Raw genomic sequence first — 19905 nt, 5'->3', positions numbered from 1 at the left:
TGCGCCGATCGGCGGCGGAGGGAAACGCCCGTGACCGCGCCAGGACACGTTCACGTGAGACTGCTGGATCTGGCGTGTCTCGGTTCTATTTTCCGCTGGCGAGCGACACTGTGCCCCCGTCGCCTCGTCGGCTGCGCACCCTCGGCGGCCGTGCACCTGTGGGACCTGTGCGCAGGTCTCACAGGTGCTCCCTCTAGCGGCGTCCCTCTGAAGGCTGGAGACAAGTCACCTTACTGGAGAAGGTTCGATCCCAGGCCCTCTCCCTCCGCCAGTTCCGTCTGACAAACTGTTCTCCGCGCCTGAGCCGGGCGGCTATAAGCCTTTGGTGTGGCCCGTTTTTCGCCTGGGGCTCTGGACTGCGCTGACGAGCGGGCGCGCGAGAATGCTCTCTGTTCGGGCCACTCTCTCCAAAGCTCTGGACTGCTGCGGGGTAGTACGGGTTTGCAGAGCTAATTTCGTTCAAGGGCTTAGAAGCGATCTCACATGCATTGTGTTTGATCTAACGCTTGGGTTGCGAGCAACTCCCGCGTCGAACGAGCTGCGTCTCGTCCCACCGCAGTATGTCTGCTCTTGGCCGATGTCGGCCTGGCAGCTTTTGGCCAGCTTCGTGACTGAAGCAGACTTTCCGCCGTCCCCGGCCCAGTTCGCGCGTCAGCTCTCCAGCGTGTCGCTCCAGCGACGGCGCGGGTGCCGCCGTTCCCCCGCGGTGCCGTTCCGTTCTTCATGGTACCGCATCAGCAAGGCGCCGCAGCCCAGCAGAACAGCTCCACAGTTCGCTTGCTGGCGTGATCGCCGCCCCGACTTCGGTCTTATGCAAGCCCGACATAAGTCGGCTTTTCCGCGCAATTCCGCAACGTAACATCGCGTACCCACGTGATCGCGACCCCATGAACATCCTTGTCGTTGAAGACGAACCGCTCGTCCGCCTAACGATTGTAGACGCACTTCTCGATGCCGGGTTCACGGTCATCGAGGCCACCACCGCGGAGGAAGCCCTCAAGCACTGCGACCACGTCGACGCGCTGTTCACCGACATTCGTCTTCCAGGCGACCTGACCGGCTGGGACATTGCCGAGAGGTGCCGTGAAGCTCATCCGAACATCCCGGTGATCTATGCCACTGGGTTCTCCCATGTTCCTCATAGGAACGTCCCCGGCTCGGTGTTCTTCCCAAAGCCGTATCGAGCGGATCACGTCATCCAGGCGATCAGAGAACTGACGACTGGGGTGTGAACCGCTTTAATTGGGCGGGGCTCATTCCGGGACCTAACTCTTGTCACCTGTTAACCGCGATACCACCTCCGCTTGGCGCGAACCTGGACGACGGATCGTCTGGGCTGCTGGGCAGTTGATTGGGGGCCAGCCGTTGATCGTCACAGCTCCATTGGGGCCATCTTTCCCGCTGACGCCGTGCGCTGACGTAGCGGAGCTGATCGCCGAGAACGCTGCCGATGCGATCTTCGTGATGGACGCTGAGGGTCGGATCACGTTCGCGAACCCGGCTGCTGAGCGCATCTTCGGTTGGCCGCGTGGGGAGATGGTCGGGCAGGTGTTGCACGACCTACTTCACCATCACCATCCTGATGGTCGTCCATATCCACGGCACGAGTGCCCGGTCGCCCAGGCGTACAGAACCGGCGAGACGCTGGCCGGGCACGAGGATGTGTTCTTTCGCAAGGATGGGAGTGCTGTCAGCGTATCCTGCTCCAATGCACCCTTGGTGGGCAGTGGCACGGTTATCGGCAGTATCCTCACAGTCCAGGATGTCAGCGAGCGCAAGCGTGCCGAAATAGCTCTACGGGAGAGCGAGGCTTTCCTGCGCAGCGTTCTGAACAGCAGCCCGGATTGCGTAAAGGTCGTTGACCTCGATGGCCATCTTGTCTTCATGAACGGCCCTGGCCTGTGTGTCATGGAGATCGACGATTTCTCCTGCATCCAGAACAAGGCTTGGGCCGACCTCTGGCCTGTAGAAGCAGGCGAAAGGATCAATCTGGCGGTCGCAGAGGCTCGCCAGGGGAGAACGACGCGATTTTCCGCCTTCTGTCCAACCGCAAAGGGCACCCCCAGGTGGTGGGAGGTCGCGGTATCGCCTGTAATGGGGGCTGAGGGACAGGTGGTGAGCGTCCTCTCGGTGTCCCGGGATGTGACCGAGAAGAAGCGTCAAGAGGATGCGTTAGAAGCTGCTCTCGCACGCAATGCCGACATCCTGGAGAGCATCAACGACTATTACTACGCACTCGATCCAGAGTGGCGCTTCACGGCTGTCAATCGGAAGGTGGAGGAGCGAACAGGCAAGTGCCGCAACGAGATCATCGGTCGCTTGCTATGGGACGTGTTCCCGAAGGCGGCACCTGCTGCGGCGTACGGCGACCAACCCGGTCCCGCTGACGAACGACGGGTGCTGAACCGCGAGGTCTTCTCCAGCGAGCTTGGTATCTGGGTGGAGGCGACCGTCTACCGTGATCATCGCGGGACGGAGGTATACTTCCGAGACATCTCGAAACGAAAGGCGATCGAGCAAGCCTTGATTGACCGCGAGGCTCGGTTCCGCACCCTCGCGGAGGCTATCCCGCAGCTCGTGTGGTCGGCTCGCCCGGACGGCTCTTGCGACTACCTAAATCCCCGCTGGGTCGAGTTCACCGGCGTGCCCGAGGAGCATCACCATGGTCTCCGGTGGTTAGAGGTGGTGCACCCAGAGGATCGGCCGAGGACGGCGAAGGCTTGGGAGAACTTCATCGCTGGTCGTTCAGCCTACGATGTCGATTACCGCCTTCGTTCTCGAATGGGGGTCTATCGTTGGTTCCAGGCTCGCGCCGTCATCCAACATGATCAGGATGGCCGGGCGACAAGGATCTTTGGCACCAGCACTGATATCACCGACAAGAAGGATGTGGAGGAGCAGCAGCTCCTGATGGCTCGTGAGCTTCATCACCGGGTGAAGAACACGCTCGCAACAGTCCAGGCGGTGATCAGCGCGACCGCTCGCAAGGCGACCACTACCGACGAGTTCTACCAAGCCGTCACTGACCGCATCGTGTCGCTGTCTCGCACCCACACCCTGCTGGTCAACAACGAATGGGGTGGTGCGACGGTCACGGACATCTTCCGAAGCGAGCTGGCGCCTTACAACGATGAGAGCAGTAGCCGGATCATCCTCGATGGACCTCCCGTTCAGCTCTCGTCGGAGTTGGCCCTTGCTCTTGGGATGGCTGCGCACGAGCTGACGACTAATGCCGCTAAGTACGGGGCTCTTTCGCTCCCCGACGGTTGTATCCAAGTGCGCTGGTCAGTGGTCCGAGAGCAAGACGCTTGGCTCACTCTGGAGTGGGTCGAGCAGGACGGCCCACCTGTTGAGGAGCCGACTCGCAAGGGCTTCGGCTCTGTTCTCCTGGAGCGAGTGCTTGGGCGTCAGGTCAGCGGTGAAGTGAAGGTTGAGTTCGCACCAGACGGATTGAGGGTCAGGGTCAGAGCGCCGCTCACGAGCAGTCACGAGCCGTCAGAGCCGGACACGGTAGTTCCGGACGCAAGCTGGTCTCAGTAGCCCGTCCAAGTCATGGAAGGCGACAACTCGAACGGCAAAGAGTACAGTCGTCGGCCAGTAGTCCGAACGGGCTGCTGACATTGAGGAGACGCACTATGCGCGAGACTAGCGTTCTTGCGGCTCTGTTCGTGTGCTCAATATGTTTTTCAGCCGCAGCACAGGACCACCACGCCACTGCGAGAGCCGACGACCTCAAGTGGTCGGCTCCTGCTGCTTATGCCAAGGGCGCTCAAATAGCTGTCATCCGAGGTGATCCCAACAAGGAAGGCACGTACGTCGTTCGGCTCAGGGTTCCAGCGGGCTTCAAGATTGCACCGCACACGCATCCTAACGATGAGAATGTCACAGTGCTGTCCGGTACGTTCGGCATCGGAACCGGCGATAAGCTCGACGAGAGTAAGAGCGTGCAACTCAAGCCTGGCGGCTACTCCTTCGTGATGAAGGGGATGACGCACTACGCGTGGTTTCCAGAAGAGAGCGTCATTCAGCTTCATGTGACAGGTCCGCAGGGCATCACATACGTGAACCCGGCAGACAACCCTCGTAAACAGTAGAGATTGCTTGGCATTATCAAAGATCAGGAGATCCTCTTTGATTTCGGCCGTCTGTTAACCCCTTATTTTGCGTTCGATCTCTGTGTGGTATCAAAACAGCAGACCTGGGAACTGCCCCACGGGCCTGCATTTTCATGCCCGCTCCGGTCCACCTAGAAGCCCCGCCTCACTTGGCGGGGTTTTTCTTTTGGGACCTCGGCGATGGTCAGATGCTCATACCGACCGCGATCATGAGCAACGCCAATCCTAAGGCGATCAACGGAAGTTCACCATTAAGGTGCTTGCGGGAACGGGTCATCGAACGCCTCACAACGTAGGTTACCTTAGAGCAACCGGGAGGGTGTCATTGTGGCTGGAGTGAGGACATCTACTTAGCTCACCGAGGAGCCGGTGGCGGACTATGGGTGATGGTGAGAGGCTGAAGCCCCTCCCTGTTCGTCATGCGCCACGATCGCGTATGAGGCCGGACTTCAAGGCAGCGGCACATCGAACAGGGCTAAATTTTCCGCAGGGGAACTTCCCGGCCCGACTCGTCGGCAGATCACCCGAGGTCAGGCCTGTGCAGAGCGGTGGCTGCCGTGGCGCTCTGAGTAGGCCTTCGTGAACTCCGCGCCGAACAAGAGGATCAGCGACGAGTAGTAGATCCACAACAGGATGGTGATCAGGGACGCTGCCGCTCCGTAACCTGTCGCCACGCCGCTCGCGCCAAGATACCAGCCGATCAGGACCTTGCCCGCCGTGAAGAGCGTCCCCGTCACGAGCGCGCCTACCGCGACGTCCCGCCAGGTCAGCTCCACATTCGGGAGGAGCTTGAAAATCATCCCGAACAGAACCGTGGCGGTTCCGAAGGAAACGACCGCGTTCCCGGTGCCGAGGACGAGCGCGGCACCCGAGAGCCGGGTTTCCAGCCATGCGCTTAAAGCCGATAGGGCCGCGTCGACGATGAGGGAGACGAGAAGCAAGAAGCCTAGTCCAAGGAGAAGCGCGAAGCTCAGGATTCGCGACCGGACGAAGACGATCAACCCGTAATGCTTTGGCGGGGGCACCTTCCAGATGAGGTTGAGGTCGTCCTGCAGCTCGAGCACAGCCCCGGTGACGAGCACGAGGAACGTCACGGTCCCGATCACCGTGCCGCGGATCCCGGACTCGACGTTTGCGGCGCTCGCGATGAGCGCTTCGATCATCTCCGCCGTGGGCTGTCCGAGCATGCCGCCGAGTTCTGCCACAATGGCACCCTGGGCCGCCTCTTGCCCATAGACGAGGCCCGCCACGGCGATGGCGACGAGCAGCATTGGGGCGAGCGAGAAGACGGTGAAGAACGAGATCGCGGCTGCAAGGCTCATGGCGCGGTCGTTCCACCACCCAGCGAGGGCGGCGCGGAGAACAATCAGCCAGGCGGAGGGCAGCAGCATGATAGAAAGCCTTGTGGGAACCGCCGAGGAATGCCTGTTTGCGGGCTGCTGGCCAAGGTCGCTTGCTGACGCAACCGCGATCTGCAGCTCGGCCCTCATCATGTCCGGTTTCGAGGAACCACGAAATTCGCCTTGATGACCGGTTTGGGTGCAAAGCAGACAGTCATGCGACGTCAAGCGCTACCATCTGCCTGTGCCATTCCACCGGGAGCGGCTTCATCAGCTTCTCGAGCGTGAGCCGTTCTCGAATGTGCCGCCCGTCCAGGATCGCCTCGACAATGCCGGGCGCGAGCAGCGACAGGCGCAGTACCCTGGCGAGATAGGACGGGTTGATCCGCTCGGCCCGAGCCAGTTCCTCGATCGTGCCGTACACGCCACTCTCCAGCAGCCCCTGCCAGCGGTGCGCCCGCGCCAGCGCTTTCACCAGCGTGCTGTCGACCCGGCTTGGGAGCGGCGCCCAGACCGGCGCTCCATCGGGCACCACGACCCGCTTGCGCCCGCCCCGCCGTTTGAACAGCAGCGCCACCTCGACCCGGACCAGCCGCTCGTCCGGGCTCAGCCGCGCACCGCCGCTCATGCCGCGCGCTCCTCGACCCGCTCCCGCCTGAGGTCACCGACCACGCTCGTCAGCCCCTCCGTCCTGAGCGCGATGCTGATCCCCTCCGTGCCGACGTCCACCCGCGCCACGAGCAGCCCCACGATGCGCGCCTGCTCGGCCGGGAACAGCTCGTCCCAGAGCCCATCAAGGTTGGCGAGCGCCGAGCGCACCTCAGCTTCGGTGATCGCGGCCCCCGCCTCCCGCGCCGCCCGCCAGGTCCGCACCACGATCTCGGGGGTTTGCAGCAGCCCCCGCACCTGCGCCACCACCGCGGCCTCAACCTCGCCCGCCGGCACCCGCCCAACCGGGCAGGCATCACGTGCCCCCTTCAGCACCGCCTGGCTCACATAGTAGCGGTACAGCCGCCCACGCCGGCGCGTGTGGGTCGGGCTCATGGCATGCCCCGTCGGCCCGAAGATCAGCCCCTTCAGCAGCGCAGGCGTCTGCGCCCGCGTCGTCCCGGCCCGTGTACGCGCGCCCTCGGCCAGGATGGCCTGCGCCTTGTCCCACAGCTCGCGCGGCACGATCGCCTCGTGCTCGCCCCTATGCGCCAAGCCCTTGTGCACCGCCTCGCCGACGTACACCCGGTTATGCAGCAGCTTGTAGAGCTGGCCCTTGTCGAACGGCTTGCCGCGCTTGTTCACCGCACCGCTCGCCCGCAGCTCCTCGACCAGCCGCGTCGCCGAGCCCAGCCGCACGAAGCGCTGCACGATCTGGCGCACCAACGCGGCCTCCGCTTCGTTCACCACGAGCTTTCGGTCGCGTACGTCGTAGCCCAGCGGTGCCCAGCCCCCCATCCACATGCCCCTGGCCCGCGAAGCCGCGAACTTGTCCCGGATGCGCTCGCCGATCACCTCGCGCTCGAACTGGGCAAAGGACAGCAGCACGTTGAGGGTGAGCCGCCCCATGCTGGATGTGGTGTTGAAGGCCTGGGTCACGGACACGAAGATCACGTCGTGCGCCTCGAACAGATCGACGAGGCGGGCAAAGTCCACCAGCGAGCGCGAGAGGCGGTCGATCTTGTAGACCACCACCACGTCCACGAGCCCACGCTCGATGTCGACGATGAGGCGCTTGAGGGCAGGCCGCTCCAGGGTGCCGCCCGAGACGCCACCGTCGTCGTAGCGGTCGTGCACGGGGGTCCAGCCCTCGGCACGCTGGGACAGGATGTAAGCCTCGCAGGCCTCGCGCTGCGCGTCGAGCGAGTTGAAGGCCTGCTCGAGCCCTTCCTCGGAGGACTTGCGGGTGTAGACGGCGCAACGGCGCTTGCGGACGGTCGGAGCAGGCGTGGAACGTGCGGCTCGGGTCACGGGCGCGCTCCCGGGTTCTTGAGGCCAAAGAACGTCCAGCCGTTCCAGCGTGTGCCGGTGATGGCGCGGGCGACCGCCGACAGGCTCTTGTACGGCCGACCCGCATACTCGTAGCCGTCCGGGGTCACGGTGCAGGCGTGCTCGACGCCCTGCCACTCGCGGATCAGGCGCGTGCCGGTGATCGGGCGGTCTGCGTCAAGGCGGCGCTTGCGGACGTGCAGCTTGCCACCGTCGAGTTCTTCCCCGAGCGCGACGAGGCGGGCGCGGGTCTCGGGCTTGAGACCGCCGAGGGCGAGTTCCTGGATGCGGTAGGCGAGCCTGCTTTCGAGGTAGCGGCGGTTGAAGGGCGGCGGCTCGGAGCCGAACAGGGTGCGCCATTGCGCCTTCAGCTCCGGAGTTGGAGTGGTCTTCAGGGCGGCGAGGCGGGCCAGCAGGGGAGTCGGGGCACCTGGGCTGGCGTGGGGGGCGGGGGCGCTCATGGGCGTGCTCCTCTCTTGGGGAGCACACGAGCGCTCGGGTGGGCGAGACAGTCCAGCGAACCGTCTCCACCCTCCCCTGGATCTCCGGTGGGTGTCTCCGATCGGAGACGGATGAGAGCGAGGGCAAGCAGGCCAGCCACCTCGGCGAGGCGTTCGTCCGCGCTCATCTGGTCGGGGTGGCTCGTGTGGGCACGGGCGTACGGGATCGACATGGCGCGATGGTGCCCTCGCCCGAGCGACAAGCACAGCACGAACAGCAGCTTAGCGAGGTGGCGCGGCTACAAAAGAAGGCGAACGTAGGTACACGCAGCGCCGATCCACAGGGATGGGGCGGCCGCTGTCGTTCCGCATTTGTTCTCACGCCTGCGTTGAGCTACGATCTAGTGCGCAGTTCATCGTGTGAGGACAGAATGCAGCTTCTCAGAGGTGTTCCGCTGAAGGAGGCATTCCGGCAGTTCGTGGGCCAGGAAGCTTGGTGCGAGCTCGACCGACGGCAGAAGGCTTGGCAGGGAGCTACGCCGCAGACAACGGATCGCGACGAGCGAAAGCGGATCGGCGATGCGTACTGGAACCTACGTTTCCAGCTCGAGCGTCAGTTCGTTGAGGCACTCATGGCCGGCCGCTTGCGGGCGAGCGCATTCAAGCGGCCCGTGGAGCCGCACTCCTCTCGTGAGTTCATTGGGCAGGACATTTGGGAACTGCTCGAAGTCGACTTTGAGGATTCGAGTGCCCGAAACCTCGGGCTCGAACTCGTCCGGATTGAGATTTTTCGCGGATTGACCGAAGTGCGCCCGGCGCTCGCCGTCGCGCCGCCACAAGTCGCGGACGGCCCGGAGTTTGAGCACAACGAAGATTATACATCAGTGCGCATCCGAGAGCACCGCTTTATCCTGAGCCAACAGCTTGGAAAGGTGATCGCCCGCTTCCACCAAGCCAGCTTGGAAGGCTCCCCTAGCTTGGTAGCCAAAGCTGTCCTGAAGGAAGCGCAGTTTAAAAGCGATTGCTTTGCTTCAGTTTTTAAGGGCCACACCGACCCGTCCTGGCGAGAACTTCTGGTAACGACGTCCACGCGTGGGCACTGGCGGCTGAACCTTCTAGGCCATAAGCCCGAACCTGAGCCTAATTGAGTTCGCCACATATCAGGGGACGCTCACCTCGCGCTTAGAAACAGTCCGGCACACTCTCACATGAGGCTCATATGGGCCTCAGGACGTCTCAGGTCGCCTTTGTCACGCTCTGCCCCGTGCTGATGCGCACCCCGCACGGAGGCTACGATGAACCACCTGAATCAATTGCAGCTTGCCCGCCGCTGGGCCATGAGCCCCCGCACCCTGGAGCGCTGGCGCTGGATGGGCCAGGGCCCGCGCTTCCTGAAGGTTGGCAAGCGCGTAGTCTACAGGCTCGAGGACGTCGAGGCCTATGAGGCCGAGCGCCTGCACGAGAGCACCACCAGCGTCCGAAGGAGCGCGTGAGCGTGGGCGCGGTGTTGCCCTGCGACGCGGTCGGCTTGCAGCCTATCTGGAACGACGACGGCCACCTGGTCTGCTGGGAACCCCGCCCAGCGCTGATGGGCTGCGCGATGGAACCTGCTCGGGCCACTGCCGAGGCACCGTTCCTGGCGCCATCTCGCGACGCTTGCCCCACCCCACTCGCGCTGCCGCAGGACTCACCGAGCATCCGAGGCCGCCCATGAGTACCATGCTCGATTATGCCCTGGACTACGCCCGCCGCGGCTGGCCCGTGTTCCCCTGCAATCCATCTGCGCTCAAAGGCGTCGGCAAAAAGCCGCTCGTCCCGCGCGAGCGAGATGCCTCGGGGCAGCCGATCCGGAACACGGGCGGGCTCGCCAAGGCGACGACCGACGCGGAGCAGATCCGGGGCTGGTGGTCGCGCTGGCCCGACGCCCTGATCGGCGCGCGCATGGGTGCCGGGGCAGGCGTATTTGCCATCGACCCCGACGCGCCGGATGCAACTGGTGAGCCCGATGGGCTCGCCGCTTGGCGGGCGTTGCTCGAGCAGCACGGCGGCATTCCGCACACCCACACACACGAGACCCCGGGCGGAGGGCTTCACGTGCTCTTTCGCTGGCGCCCCGAGCGCCCGGTCACGAACAGCGAGGGCGGTCTGCCGCCGGGCATCAATGTTCGAGGCGAGGGTGGGTACGTGATCGCGCCGCCCTCACGTTTGATCGATGGTCGCGCCTACGGCATGGTCGAGCCGCTCGACTTCTTCTGCTTCGCCGACGCCCCCGAGTGGCTGCTCGACCTCCTCGACGGTGGCACCCAGCCCAGGTTGCCTGCGCTCCCATGCCGTGACAACCGCGCCGCGCTCGACCGCTACGCCGCAGCTGCTCTGGAGCGGGAATGCGCCACGCTGGCCAACGCGACTCCAGGCCACCGCAACAACAGCCTGAACGCGGCAGCCTTCAGTCTTGGCACGCTCGTCGGAGCCAACGCGCTCAGCCGGGACCTCGTGCACGAGCGCCTGCTCGCGGCCGCGTCGGATTGCGGCCTCGTCGCGAGCGATGGCAGGGCGAGCGCGACGGCCACAATCGAAAGCGGCTTGGCCGCTGGTGTTCAGCGCCCGCGTGACCTCGGCCTGGTCGCGCAGGGCGCACGCGCCAGCAACGCCCCCCGACGTCGACGCTCCCCAGGGCGCACTCCGTCGACCAAGCCGGACTGGTATTCCGACTGTTTGCTGGGCAGCGACGGCGACGCCCTGCCCAACCTGGCCAACGCTATGGTGGCCCTGCGCTCGGACCCGGCACTGCGCGAGCTCGTGGCCTACGACGAGATGCTGTGCGCCCCAATCCTCCTTCAGCCGGTGCAAGCCGGTGAGAGCACGGCGACGCCACACACTCCGTTTGCACCTCGTCCCGTGACCGACACCGATGTCGGGCAATTGCAGGAACGGCTGCAACTGGCCGGACTGCATAGGATCGGCCGGGATATCATCCACCAGGCCGTCGACATGCGCGCACACGAACGTGCGTTCCACCCCGTGCGCGACTATCTCGGCGCACTCGTGTGGGACGGGGTGCCCCGGATCGACGGCTGGCTCTCAGCCTATCTTGGCACCGAGCGCACGGCCTATTCGGCCGGCATCGGGGCCATGTTCCTCGGCGCGATGGTGGCGCGCGTCATGGAGCCGGGCTGCAAGGCGGATTACATGCTGGTGCTGGAGGGCCCGCAGGGCGCCCGCAAGTCCACAGCCTGCGCGATCCTGGGCGGCCCGTGGTTCTCGGATAACTTACCCGACGTGACGAGCGGGAAGGACGTGCTCCAGCACCTGCCGGGCAAGTGGCTGATCGAAATCGCCGAGCTGTCGGCCATGAGCCGCGCTGAGGACGCGGCGCTCAAGGCGTTCATCTCACGGCCGGTGGAGCGTTATCGCCCGAGCTATGGACGCAAGGAGGTTCATCAACCGCGCCAGTGCGTATTCATCGGGACCACGAACAAGGCTGTCTACCTGCGCGACGAGACAGGCGGGCGGCGGTATTGGCCGGTGCGGGTGGGCAGCATCGATACGGCGGCTTTGGCGCGCGACCGCGACCAACTCTTTGCCGAGGCTGTGCGCCTGCATCGGCAGGGTGCCCGGTGGTGGCCGGACGGCGCTTTCGAGCGGCAGCACATCAGGCCGGAGCAGGAGGCTCGCTTCGAGGCTGACGCCTGGGAGGACGTGATCGCGAGCTTTGTCGCGAACCGGACAACGGTGACCTTGACCGAGGTGGCACGTGAGGGGCTGGGGTTCGAGACGTCACGGATCGGCACGGCTGACCAGCGCCGCATCGCGGCAGCACTCGAGCGCCTGGGTTGGGAACGATTGCGGAAGGACTCACGCGGGAACCGGCCCTGGGGTCGGTCTGGCTAAAGACGGCACACGGCGCACAACGGCGCATTCTCCAACGAGGGCACCAGGGCTGATGCAGCACACATGTACGCCATGGAGGTTAGTTGGAAAGTGCGCCATGTGCGCCGTGTGCGCCGTAGATGCTCAGCGCACAAACAGTCGCGTCGCGATCGCTCCACCAGTTCAGAAGCGAGATCATCGTAGACAAACGTAGATCAACGCAACCCTGTCGCGTAGACGATCCGCCGTCCGCGTGAGATGATCCAGGACATGAACTTCGACATTGCTGACGGGCACTGAGGAGCCGGGGGGCGGTCGAAAGTCAGGGACCTTTCACCTCCGGACCGGCGCCCTTCGTTCGTCTGTGATAACCGCGAAATTGGCTCTGGGGGTCCCCTGCCCTCCCCCAGCCCGCAAAGCCCGGCCGCGTAAGGAGATCTACCCCATGAGCGCCCGTGTCGAAGCCCCGGATCACTCGACCAAGTCCGCACACGAGCGGGGTTCGGCTGGGGCTCAGGCCGGGGCGACGGACCCGCTCGCGATCAGCTATCGAGCCCTCGACAGCCTCATCCCGTATGCCCGCAACGCTCGCACCCATTCGGACGCGCAGGTGGCGCAGATCGCCGCCTCCATCCGCGAGTTCGGCTGGACCAACCCGATCCTCGTCGACGGCACGAACGGCGTCATCGCCGGCCACGGCCGCCTGCTTGCCGCCCGCAAGCTCGGGCTCTCGATGGTGCCGGTGATCGAACTCGCATCCCTGAGCGAGGCGCAGAAGCGCGCTTACGTGCTGGCCGACAACAAGCTCGCCCTCAACGCCGGATGGGACGAGAAGGTGCTCGCTCTCGAGGTCGCCGACCTCGTGGCGCTCGGTGTCAACGTCGACCTCACCGGCTTCGATGCCGTCGACCTCGACCGCATCTTGGGTCGGGAGCATGGCGGCCTCACCGACCCCGACGAGCCCCCCTCCCCCGCAGCCCAGCCCGTGAGCCGAGCGGGCGATATGTGGCTGCTCGGGGTACACCGGCTGGTGTGTGGCGATGCCACCGACCCGGAGGCGGTCTCGCGAGCCCTGAACGGGGTGGTACCCCATCTCATGGTCACTGACCCGCCCTACGGCGTCTCCTACCAGCCCGGCTGGCGCAACGAGGTCATCCGGACCGATGGCAGCCGGGTGGCGGCTCGGGCCACGGGTGAGGTGATGAACGACGACCGGGCGGACTGGCGGGAGGCGTGGGCGCTCTTTCCCGGCGAGGTGGCCTATGTCTGGCATGGCGCCCTGCATGCCCCTGTGGTGGCCGGGTCGCTCGAGGCAGCTGGCTTTGCCATTCGGGCGCAGATCATCTGGGACAAGACGCGTCTGGTGATCGGGCGGGGTGACTACCACTGGCAGCACGAGCCCTGCTGGTACGCGGTGCGCCGCAGCGGCAAAGGGCACTGGTCGGGTGACCGCAAGCAGACCACCGTGTGGGCCATCCCGCACCTGAAGAGCGAGACGGGGCACGGCACGCAAAAGCCGGTCGCCTGCATGCTGCGCCCGATCGAGAACAACTCGAGCCCCGGTCAGGCCGTGTACGAGCCGTTCTGCGGCTCGGGCACCACGCTCATCGCAGCGCAGATGAGTGGGCGTGTGTGCCACGCCATCGAGCTCGACCCGGTTTACGTCGACGTGGCGGTCCGACGCTGGCAGGCGTTCACGGGCGACGCTGCGGTGCTGGAGGGCACGGGTCAGAGCTTTGCCGAGGTCGAGGCCGAGCGGCTGGGCGGGGCGGAGGCGGCGGTATGATCGGCTGGTTTGCCTATGTGCGGCATGCCGACGTGCCCGAGCGTGAAGCGTGCGGCTGGGTGGTGGTGGACGACCTTGGTCCCGTCCATGGCGCCTGGTCGGTGCTGATGCGGTGGACGGGCGAGGGTGAGCCCGGGGAGATCGACGATGCGGGGACGTAAGCCCACGCCAACGGCGCTGAAGGTGATCCGCGGTAATCCCGGCAAGCGGCCCCTGAACCGGCGCGAGCCGCGGCCCGGGGTGGTTGTGCCGACCTGTCCGGCGCACCTGAACCCGAGCGCCAAGGCGGAGTGGAAGCGGGTGGCTCGGCAGATGGTGCTGCTGGGCATGATCACGGAGCTCGACCGGGCGGTGCTGGCCTCCTACTGCCAGGCGTATGGGCGCTGGGTGGAGGCGGAGCGCAAGCTGAAGGAGACCCCGATGGTGATCCGGCTCGCGTCCGGGGTGATCCAGCAAAGCCCGTGGCTGGCGATCGCCAACAAGCAGGTGGAGCTGATGCAGCGGTTTGCGGCGGAGCTGGGTCTCTCGCCGGTGTCGCGCACGCGGGTGGCGGTGCGGCCGATTGGGCCCAAGCCGTGGGAGGACACAAGGGGCGGGTATACCGGCCTGCTCGCGGGCGTGCCGCCCGATGTCGAGGCTTACCTCTCGGGCAGGTACAAGCCTTGAGCGACTGCACATGCCTGACGGGTCAGATCAGGCGCGATCGAGCCAGTGAAGGAGGAGCAGGAAGCTCACGATCAGGAGCACCGCGACGGCGCCGGCGATCATCAGTGAGTTCGTCGCCCGCTCGACGCGAGCGTCCATGGCGGCCCGCGCCTGCTTTGGCAGGAACGGGGCGATGCGGCTACGCACCGCAAAGAGGATCATCAGGAAGGCTGCGGCGAGGGACAGGATCTTCAACAGCACGGAGGAGCCTCTCAGTCTAAATTGCCAGCGTTGCCATGCTCGGGGGTGACTGCCGCCTTACGCTGGCGGCTACCTATCGGGACGGTACAAACTCCAGCGTAGGCAAACGATGTCAGGTGAAGGATGCTGGCGGTAGCGGGCATTCACATCAAAAGCGGACGTTCAGCTCAACGGGCGTAGGGTCTCGGATTGGTCGCTCGCGGACATGCTTCAAGAAGCGAAGTGCGACCATGACATAAACCGTCCACGGCACTACTTCTGGGCTGGGCCCCATAGGCGGCTTGCACCTTCGTGTCAGCCCTCGGACTCATGCACCGCTCTGGATCGGACTTCACCCGGACTCCATCGTCGAGCGCGCCGAGTGGGTGACTCAATACCCGAAGCAAGTGGGCGTCGTCGATCGCGAGGATTGAGGCGCGTTTGGGCGGCGACTTCGCCTTAAAAATCGACAGGTGGCGCAGGCGCCTTCGCCGTACGCGACAGCGGGAGCCGGACCACCGTACCCTGGGCCTGCTGCTTGAACGCGCCGCTGTGGGAACGCTTTCGTGCCATGGTCCTCGTCCTCTGGAAACGCAGCAGCTTGGTCAATCCGTAAACTGTGATCTGTGCACGAGTAGGGGCCGCTTCAGATCGTCGTTTTACCTCGACAGCCCCAGGTACCTAATCATAGGAGGGGTTAGCTGCGGCACCGGGCAGCCCTCAGCACCTCGATGAGCCTGTCCTGATCGAATGGCTTGAGCAGGAAGTCGCGAGGCTGGGTCGCAAGGGCCGCCGCGCGCGTCGAGGGGTCGCCCGAGCCCGATATGAACAGGTGGGGGATGCCGCGGGCCCGGGCTGTCCCGGCGACCTCGATGCCGTTCATCGCGCCCTTGAGAGTGATGTCGAGGATCGCAAGATCGATGCCGCCCGCTTCAAGAAGGGTGATGGCCTGCTCGCCCGTCGCAACTGGGCCAACGACGGTATGGCCGGCCTCCTCGACGATGTCGGCGACATAATCGGCGACAAGCGCTTCGTCCTCGACGAGCAGGATCCGGAGTGGAGCGCTCATCGAGGCAGGCTGACCCGGCAGGTCGTTCCGGTATCGGCGTGATCGACCCGGACCTCGGCGTCGATCTGGGACGCAAGTCGCCGCATCAGGCTCGTACCGAGACCGCCACCCGTCTCGCCGGACGGGGGCTGGCGTCCGACACCGTTATCCTGCACGGATAGCACGATGGCATCGTCCTCCTGATCCAGGCGGATCAGGACCTCGCCCGGCCGGTCTCCGGGGAACGCGTGCTTCAGAATGTTCGTCATGAGCTCGTTGGCGATAAGCCCGAGCGGGACCGCGACGTCAACGGGCAGGATCGTCGACGCAACATGCGTGACGACGCGGAGGCGATCTCCTGCGGCACCGATGAGGCCTTCCGTCAGGCGCTCAAGATAGGCGCCGAAGTCGACGCGCCTGAAGTCCTCCGACCGGTAGAACTCCTCTTGGAGGGCGGTCAGGGCCTGGATCCGCCTCGCGAGATCGGCAAGCTGTCCCCGCGCGGCGGCATCGGGCATCGCCTTCTCGGTCATGCGCAGGAGGCTGATCACAATCTGCAGATTGTTGTGCAGGCGGTGATAGAGCTCCTTCAGGACGAGGTCCCGGCTTTCGGCAAGGTTGCGCCGCTCGCGGGTTCGCTCGAGGGCAATCCGTGCGCTCGCCGCGAGCCGCTTGAGCTGGTTGCTGCGCTTGACGACATAATCGTCGAACCCGTGCTTCATCGCCTGGACGGCGATCTCCTCGTTGCCTGTTCCCGTGAACATCACGGTGCAGCACTCCGGGCTTCCCGCCTTCACCCGGTCGAAGATCCTGATGCCGTCGGACCATCGCAGGTCGAAGTCCGTCACCAGGATGTCGGGGTGCCAGCCGGCGAGGGTCACGGCCAGTGCGGCTTCGTCCCCGGCCTCCTTGATCTCCGCGCAGGGAAACTCCTGGCCGAGCGTGCGCCGGACCAGCGTTCTCACGTCCGGATCGTCGTCGACGACGAGAATGCGACAGGCTTCCATGTTGACGTACCGGCAGCGACGCCCAATCTGCACGGGGCAGGCCAGGCATGGAGCGATGTTGGACCAGGTGCGAGGAGGGAATGAGGCTGCCCGCTCCGATGTTCCCGGCGGAGTTTGGTCCAGCCATCTTACGCCGCTCGTCGCACCGGCCGCCATGGCTGTGACGGCGCTCCTCCTCGTCACGGCTGCCATTCTGCTGAGCATAAGCCTCGCTCGCCTCCAGGAGAGCCGCGAACTGGCGTTTCGGGCCAGCGGCATCCTGCGTCATGTTGCCGAGGTCAGGGCGGATGTTCGCACCGCCGAAACAGGCCAGCGCGGCTATATCCTCACGGGCGAGCCCCGGTATCTTGCGCCCTACAACCATGCCGTCGATCGGGTCTGGGCCACTTTCGTCGCCCTGCGCAAGCTGGTCAGGGATCCCGGTCAGGCCAGGCGGCTCGCCGAGTTGGAGCCCTTGATCACGGCAAAGCTTGACGAGCTCTCCGAGACGGTCGCGCTGCGAAAGGGGAGCTTCGAGGCGGCGCTCGCGCTCGTGCGCACCGATGTCGGTCAGCGGCTCATGGAGGACATCGACACGCGCGTTGCGGAGTTCGAGAGGGCCGAGGAGGCGATCCTCGTGTCCGGGACGGGGGCACTCGAGCGCGACGCGACATGGGCGACGCGGCTCGCCGGCCTCACCGGCCTCCTAGCAGTCGGGAGCGCCGTTCTCGGTGCGTTGTGGTTCGCCAGCCAGCGCGCGCATTCCAGCATGCTCACGGTCGAGAGGCGGTTTCGGCGGGACCTCGAGCGACAGGTCGAGGAACGCACGGCGCGCCTCGTCGAGCTCAACCGGGAGCTCGATGCCTTCGCCTACACGATCTCCCATGACCTGCGCGCACCCTTGCGCGCCATGCACGGTTACGCGGACGCGCTCATCGAGGATTACGGGCCATTGCTCCCCGAGGACGGCCGGCGCTTCATCCGGCGGATCGCCGCGGCCTCCGAGCGGATGGAGGACCTGATCCAGGATATCCTGTCCTACAGCCGGCTTGCCCGCGAGGAGGTGAGCCTTCGCCCCGTTTCCCTGGAGCGTATCGTCGACGGCGTCCTCACCCGGTCGGCCGAGCGGATGGGCGAGACCGGGGCCGAGATCGTCTTGGAGCGTCCCTTGCCCGCGGTTCTGGGCCACGCGCCCATCCTGTCGCAGGCGGTCGAGAACCTTGTCCTGAATGCCGTGAAGTTCGTCGGGCCCGGGACGAGGGCTCAGGTGCGCATCCGGGCGGAGCCTCGCGACGGTTGGGTGCGGCTCAGCGTCGAGGATAACGGGATCGGGATCGCGGTGGAGCACCATGAGCGCATCTTTCGTCCCTTCGAGCGCCTCCATGGGGCCGAGGCTTATCCAGGCACCGGGATCGGACTTGCCATCGTGCGGCGCAGCGTCGAGCGCATGGGCGGGCGGTGCGGCGTCGCTTCGGTGCCGGGCTCGGGAAGCACGTTTTGGATCGAGCTCGGGGTCGTGGCGGGAGGGAGGGCGGCATGCAGCGTGACGACGAGGTGATCCTGATTGTCGAGGACAGCGAGGATGATCGCGCGCTCCTGGCGCGCGCCTTTCGCAAAGCGAACGTGACGGTTCCGATCCAGTTCGCTGAGGACGGGGACGAAGCCCTTGCTGTGCTCCAGGCGCTCTCGGCGGCGTCCGTACAGCACCCTGTCGTGATCCTTCTGGATCTCAAGCTGCCCCGTCGCTCCGGGTTTGAGGTGCTGGAGTGGATCAAGGCGCAACCGACGCTGCGCCGCGTACCCGTCGTGATCCTGACATCCTCACGCGAGAGCACGGACTTGGCGCGGGCCTACGATCTTGGGGCGAACTCGTACCTTGTGAAACCGGCCCGTCTCGACACGCTACTCGAGATGGTGGAGCGCATCGACACGTACTGGCTCAAGCTCAACCAGCGCGCTGAAAGCGGCCAGCCCACGGTGGGTTGATCAGGGTGGGCCAAGCGGGCGAGCGATAGGGGAAGCGCCCGGTTGCGCCCGGACAAGAGACGGTGACCCGCCGCCCGGGACCGTGCTTCGGAGCGATACGGAGTTTATGATATCCGGCCCTCCTTCGTTGAGGACGAGGGTCCGTGGAAACCGCGCTGTCCTTGCGAACGCCACCTGTCGTCTTGGTCCCGCGGTGCTCGCTAGTTGAGCCCAGGTGGCGTTTCGCACAGCGAGGGCAGTAATGATCACTGTGCCGAACGCACACTCTTTAACCCTGCCTTAACCGGCTTGGTGGACGGACGCAAAGTCGCTACGCCAGAGGTACAAACAACAACATTGATTCGGGGGCGAACGGATGACGGAAGGCACTGGCGTGCTCGACCACCTTGACGCGATCATGCAGGACCTCGCTGAGGTCGCGAGCGACGAGACTGCCCCCGAGCTAGTACGCCGAATCGCGAGGTGCGGGGTGGATGCGCTTCTCGCCGGCCTCAATAGCGAGTGTGAGCGCCTCTCGATCGGAACCGCGCAGGCGGATTGTTCATTACGCATGCACTAGCAGCACGCCCAGCAGGGAGCATCTGCCATCAGCAAACGTCTATCGCTGCGTCTGTTGGCTTTACGTTCTCGGACTCGTCCGCTGCGAGCCGGCCTATGGCGTGCTGATTTCCAACCGAGCAGACCCTGGCGAAGGGACACGATTGCCTCCCATGGATCGCATCTGAGGTGCCGTAGCCTCGTTGGCAGGCTGGCAACGGTGAAGAAGCCGGGCGTCAGCGAGGGCGACAGCTCCTCCCATCCCAGCGGCACCGCGACGGGCGCCCCCGCACGGGCCCGGGTCGAATACGCCGCGATGGCTGTCGCTCCTCGTCCGTTGCGCAGGTAGTCGACAAAGATCCGTCCCGTTCGCGCACTCTTCGCCAGGGTGCGGGTGAAGCGGACAGGACTGTCCCGCTCCATTGCTTCGGCCAGCGCCGCCGTGAACGCCTTTACCTCGTCCCAGCCCGCGGCAGGCGTGAGTGGCGCCCCCACATGCAGCCTCTTGCCGCCCGTCGACTTAACGAAGCTCTCTAGCCCGAACGCGGCGAGACGATTTCGGACCTTGCGTGGGGCCGCGATTACGTCTGCAAAGCCACCGCTCTCGTCCGGGTCGAGATCCATGACAATGCGGTCGGGCCGGTCGACATCCGTGAGGCTGACTCCCCAACGCTGTCCTCACCGGTGACCCCAGGTGTCGTCGCAACAGAACTCAACGCCTCGCGGCTACAACAGTCGAGCGCGAAGGCCACCCGCTCGTAGGTTCAAGCCGCGCCCGGAGCGAAGCGGGCGCGGGCCGATGCATGACCCGGCGGGAGCACTGGCGGGCAAGGTAAGGAACGTCAGAGGCTGACCGGATCTTTGATCGGGCGGTCCGTCGGGACAGGTTGCTGTCCGGCGACCCGCCCCACATTCAGCAGCTTCAATCCACCGCG

Annotated in this window: 18 protein-coding genes and 1 pseudogene; 11 read left to right on the top strand and 8 right to left on the bottom strand. The window is 65.2% G+C overall.

The features are described from left to right. Nucleotides 1-887 precede the first annotated feature (887 nt). From F0L46_RS23015 to F0L46_RS23005, 3 genes are all read left to right on the top strand, one after another. Nucleotides 888-1232: a response regulator gene (locus tag F0L46_RS23015; RefSeq protein WP_149821958.1), complete on the top strand. Its 345-nt coding sequence runs from the start codon at nt 888-890 to the stop codon at nt 1230-1232. Between the two features lie 133 nt (nt 1233-1365). Beyond that, the gene (locus F0L46_RS23010; RefSeq protein WP_149821957.1) at nt 1366-3540 is read left to right on the top strand and encodes a PAS domain-containing sensor histidine kinase; all 2175 of its coding nucleotides are present in this window, start codon (nt 1366-1368) and stop codon (nt 3538-3540) included. A gap of 95 nt (nt 3541-3635) precedes the next feature. After that, on the top strand, nt 3636-4094 hold the full coding sequence (locus F0L46_RS23005; protein ID WP_149821956.1) for a cupin domain-containing protein: 459 nt from the start codon (nt 3636-3638) through the stop codon (nt 4092-4094). Nucleotides 4095-4645: 551 nt separating this feature from the next. Here the strand turns inward: F0L46_RS23005 and F0L46_RS23000 are convergent. The 4 genes from F0L46_RS23000 to F0L46_RS22985 all read right to left on the bottom strand — a co-directional run bounded on the left by F0L46_RS23000 (nt 4646) and on the right by F0L46_RS22985 (nt 7893). Beyond that, nucleotides 4646-5608, bottom strand: a complete 963-nt coding sequence (locus tag F0L46_RS23000) for a YihY/virulence factor BrkB family protein (RefSeq protein WP_240540123.1) — start codon at nt 5606-5608, stop codon at nt 4646-4648. A gap of 61 nt (nt 5609-5669) precedes the next feature. Further along, on the bottom strand, nt 5670-6083 hold the full coding sequence (locus F0L46_RS22995; RefSeq protein ID WP_210247677.1) for a hypothetical protein: 414 nt from the start codon (nt 6081-6083) through the stop codon (nt 5670-5672). Further along, complete coding sequence (locus F0L46_RS22990; protein WP_149821955.1) at nt 6080-7414, bottom strand: recombinase family protein; 1335 nt, start codon at nt 7412-7414, stop codon at nt 6080-6082. Before F0L46_RS22990 ends, F0L46_RS22995 begins: the two co-directional genes overlap by 4 nt. Further along, a complete protein-coding gene (locus F0L46_RS22985; protein WP_149821954.1) occupies nt 7411-7893 on the bottom strand; it encodes a DUF2924 domain-containing protein in 483 nt (160 codons plus the stop codon). The genes F0L46_RS22990 and F0L46_RS22985 overlap by 4 nt, the downstream gene beginning before the upstream one ends. 38 nt (nt 7894-7931) lie before the next feature. Between F0L46_RS22985 and F0L46_RS22975 the strand changes: the two genes are divergently transcribed. The 6 genes from F0L46_RS22975 (at nt 7932) to F0L46_RS22955 (ending at nt 14194) form a co-directional block, all read left to right on the top strand. Beyond that, on the top strand, nt 7932-9020 hold the full coding sequence (locus tag F0L46_RS22975) for a hypothetical protein (protein ID WP_188312106.1): 1089 nt from the start codon (nt 7932-7934) through the stop codon (nt 9018-9020). A gap of 147 nt (nt 9021-9167) precedes the next feature. Continuing rightward, on the top strand, nt 9168-9365 hold the full coding sequence (locus tag F0L46_RS22970; protein ID WP_149821951.1) for a helix-turn-helix transcriptional regulator: 198 nt from the start codon (nt 9168-9170) through the stop codon (nt 9363-9365). Nucleotides 9366-9582: 217 nt separating this feature from the next. Further along, the gene (locus F0L46_RS22965) at nt 9583-11763 is read left to right on the top strand and encodes a VapE domain-containing protein (protein WP_240540122.1); all 2181 of its coding nucleotides are present in this window, start codon (nt 9583-9585) and stop codon (nt 11761-11763) included. A gap of 424 nt (nt 11764-12187) precedes the next feature. Beyond that, the gene (locus F0L46_RS22960) at nt 12188-13528 is read left to right on the top strand and encodes a site-specific DNA-methyltransferase (protein ID WP_149821950.1); all 1341 of its coding nucleotides are present in this window, start codon (nt 12188-12190) and stop codon (nt 13526-13528) included. After that, entirely contained in the window at nt 13525-13689 is a 165-nt protein-coding gene (locus F0L46_RS26340) for a hypothetical protein (RefSeq protein ID WP_188312105.1), read from the top strand. Before F0L46_RS22960 ends, F0L46_RS26340 begins: the two co-directional genes overlap by 4 nt. Further along, nucleotides 13676-14194, top strand: coding sequence for a phage terminase small subunit P27 family (locus F0L46_RS22955; protein WP_149821949.1), 519 nt, complete (start codon nt 13676-13678; stop codon nt 14192-14194). Before F0L46_RS26340 ends, F0L46_RS22955 begins: the two co-directional genes overlap by 14 nt. Nucleotides 14195-14221: 27 nt before the next feature. Here F0L46_RS22955 and F0L46_RS22950 read toward each other — a convergent pair whose 3' ends face one another. From F0L46_RS22950 to F0L46_RS22940, 3 genes are all read right to left on the bottom strand, one after another. Continuing rightward, complete coding sequence (locus tag F0L46_RS22950; RefSeq protein ID WP_149821948.1) at nt 14222-14434, bottom strand: hypothetical protein; 213 nt, start codon at nt 14432-14434, stop codon at nt 14222-14224. A gap of 676 nt (nt 14435-15110) precedes the next feature. Further along, a complete protein-coding gene (locus F0L46_RS22945; protein ID WP_149821947.1) occupies nt 15111-15482 on the bottom strand; it encodes a response regulator in 372 nt (123 codons plus the stop codon). Next, nucleotides 15479-16624, bottom strand: coding sequence for a sensor histidine kinase (locus F0L46_RS22940; protein WP_188312104.1), 1146 nt, complete (start codon nt 16622-16624; stop codon nt 15479-15481). The genes F0L46_RS22945 and F0L46_RS22940 overlap by 4 nt, the downstream gene beginning before the upstream one ends. On the opposite strand from F0L46_RS22940, the gene F0L46_RS22935 reads away from it, so the two are divergent. Together F0L46_RS22935 and F0L46_RS22930 are read left to right on the top strand one after the other, a co-directional pair. After that, nucleotides 16623-18005: a sensor histidine kinase gene (locus tag F0L46_RS22935; protein WP_188312103.1), complete on the top strand. Its 1383-nt coding sequence runs from the start codon at nt 16623-16625 to the stop codon at nt 18003-18005. The two genes, F0L46_RS22940 and F0L46_RS22935, sit on opposite strands and share 2 nt — an antisense overlap. Continuing rightward, nucleotides 17984-18433, top strand: coding sequence for a response regulator (locus tag F0L46_RS22930; RefSeq protein ID WP_149821944.1), 450 nt, complete (start codon nt 17984-17986; stop codon nt 18431-18433). The genes F0L46_RS22935 and F0L46_RS22930 overlap by 22 nt, the downstream gene beginning before the upstream one ends. Nucleotides 18434-18988: 555 nt before the next feature. On the opposite strand, the pseudogene ligD reads toward F0L46_RS22930, so the two are convergent. Then, nucleotides 18989-19627 (bottom strand): annotated as a pseudogene (gene ligD, locus F0L46_RS27210) (non-homologous end-joining DNA ligase LigD); the annotation flags it as partial. Nucleotides 19628-19905: the final 278 nt, after the last annotated feature.

The sequence above is a fragment of the Salinarimonas soli genome, from assembly GCF_008386575.1.
GTDB classification, from domain to species: Bacteria; Pseudomonadota; Alphaproteobacteria; order Rhizobiales; family Beijerinckiaceae; genus Salinarimonas_A; species Salinarimonas_A soli.
This window is presented reverse-complemented; position numbering and strand designations above follow the sequence as displayed.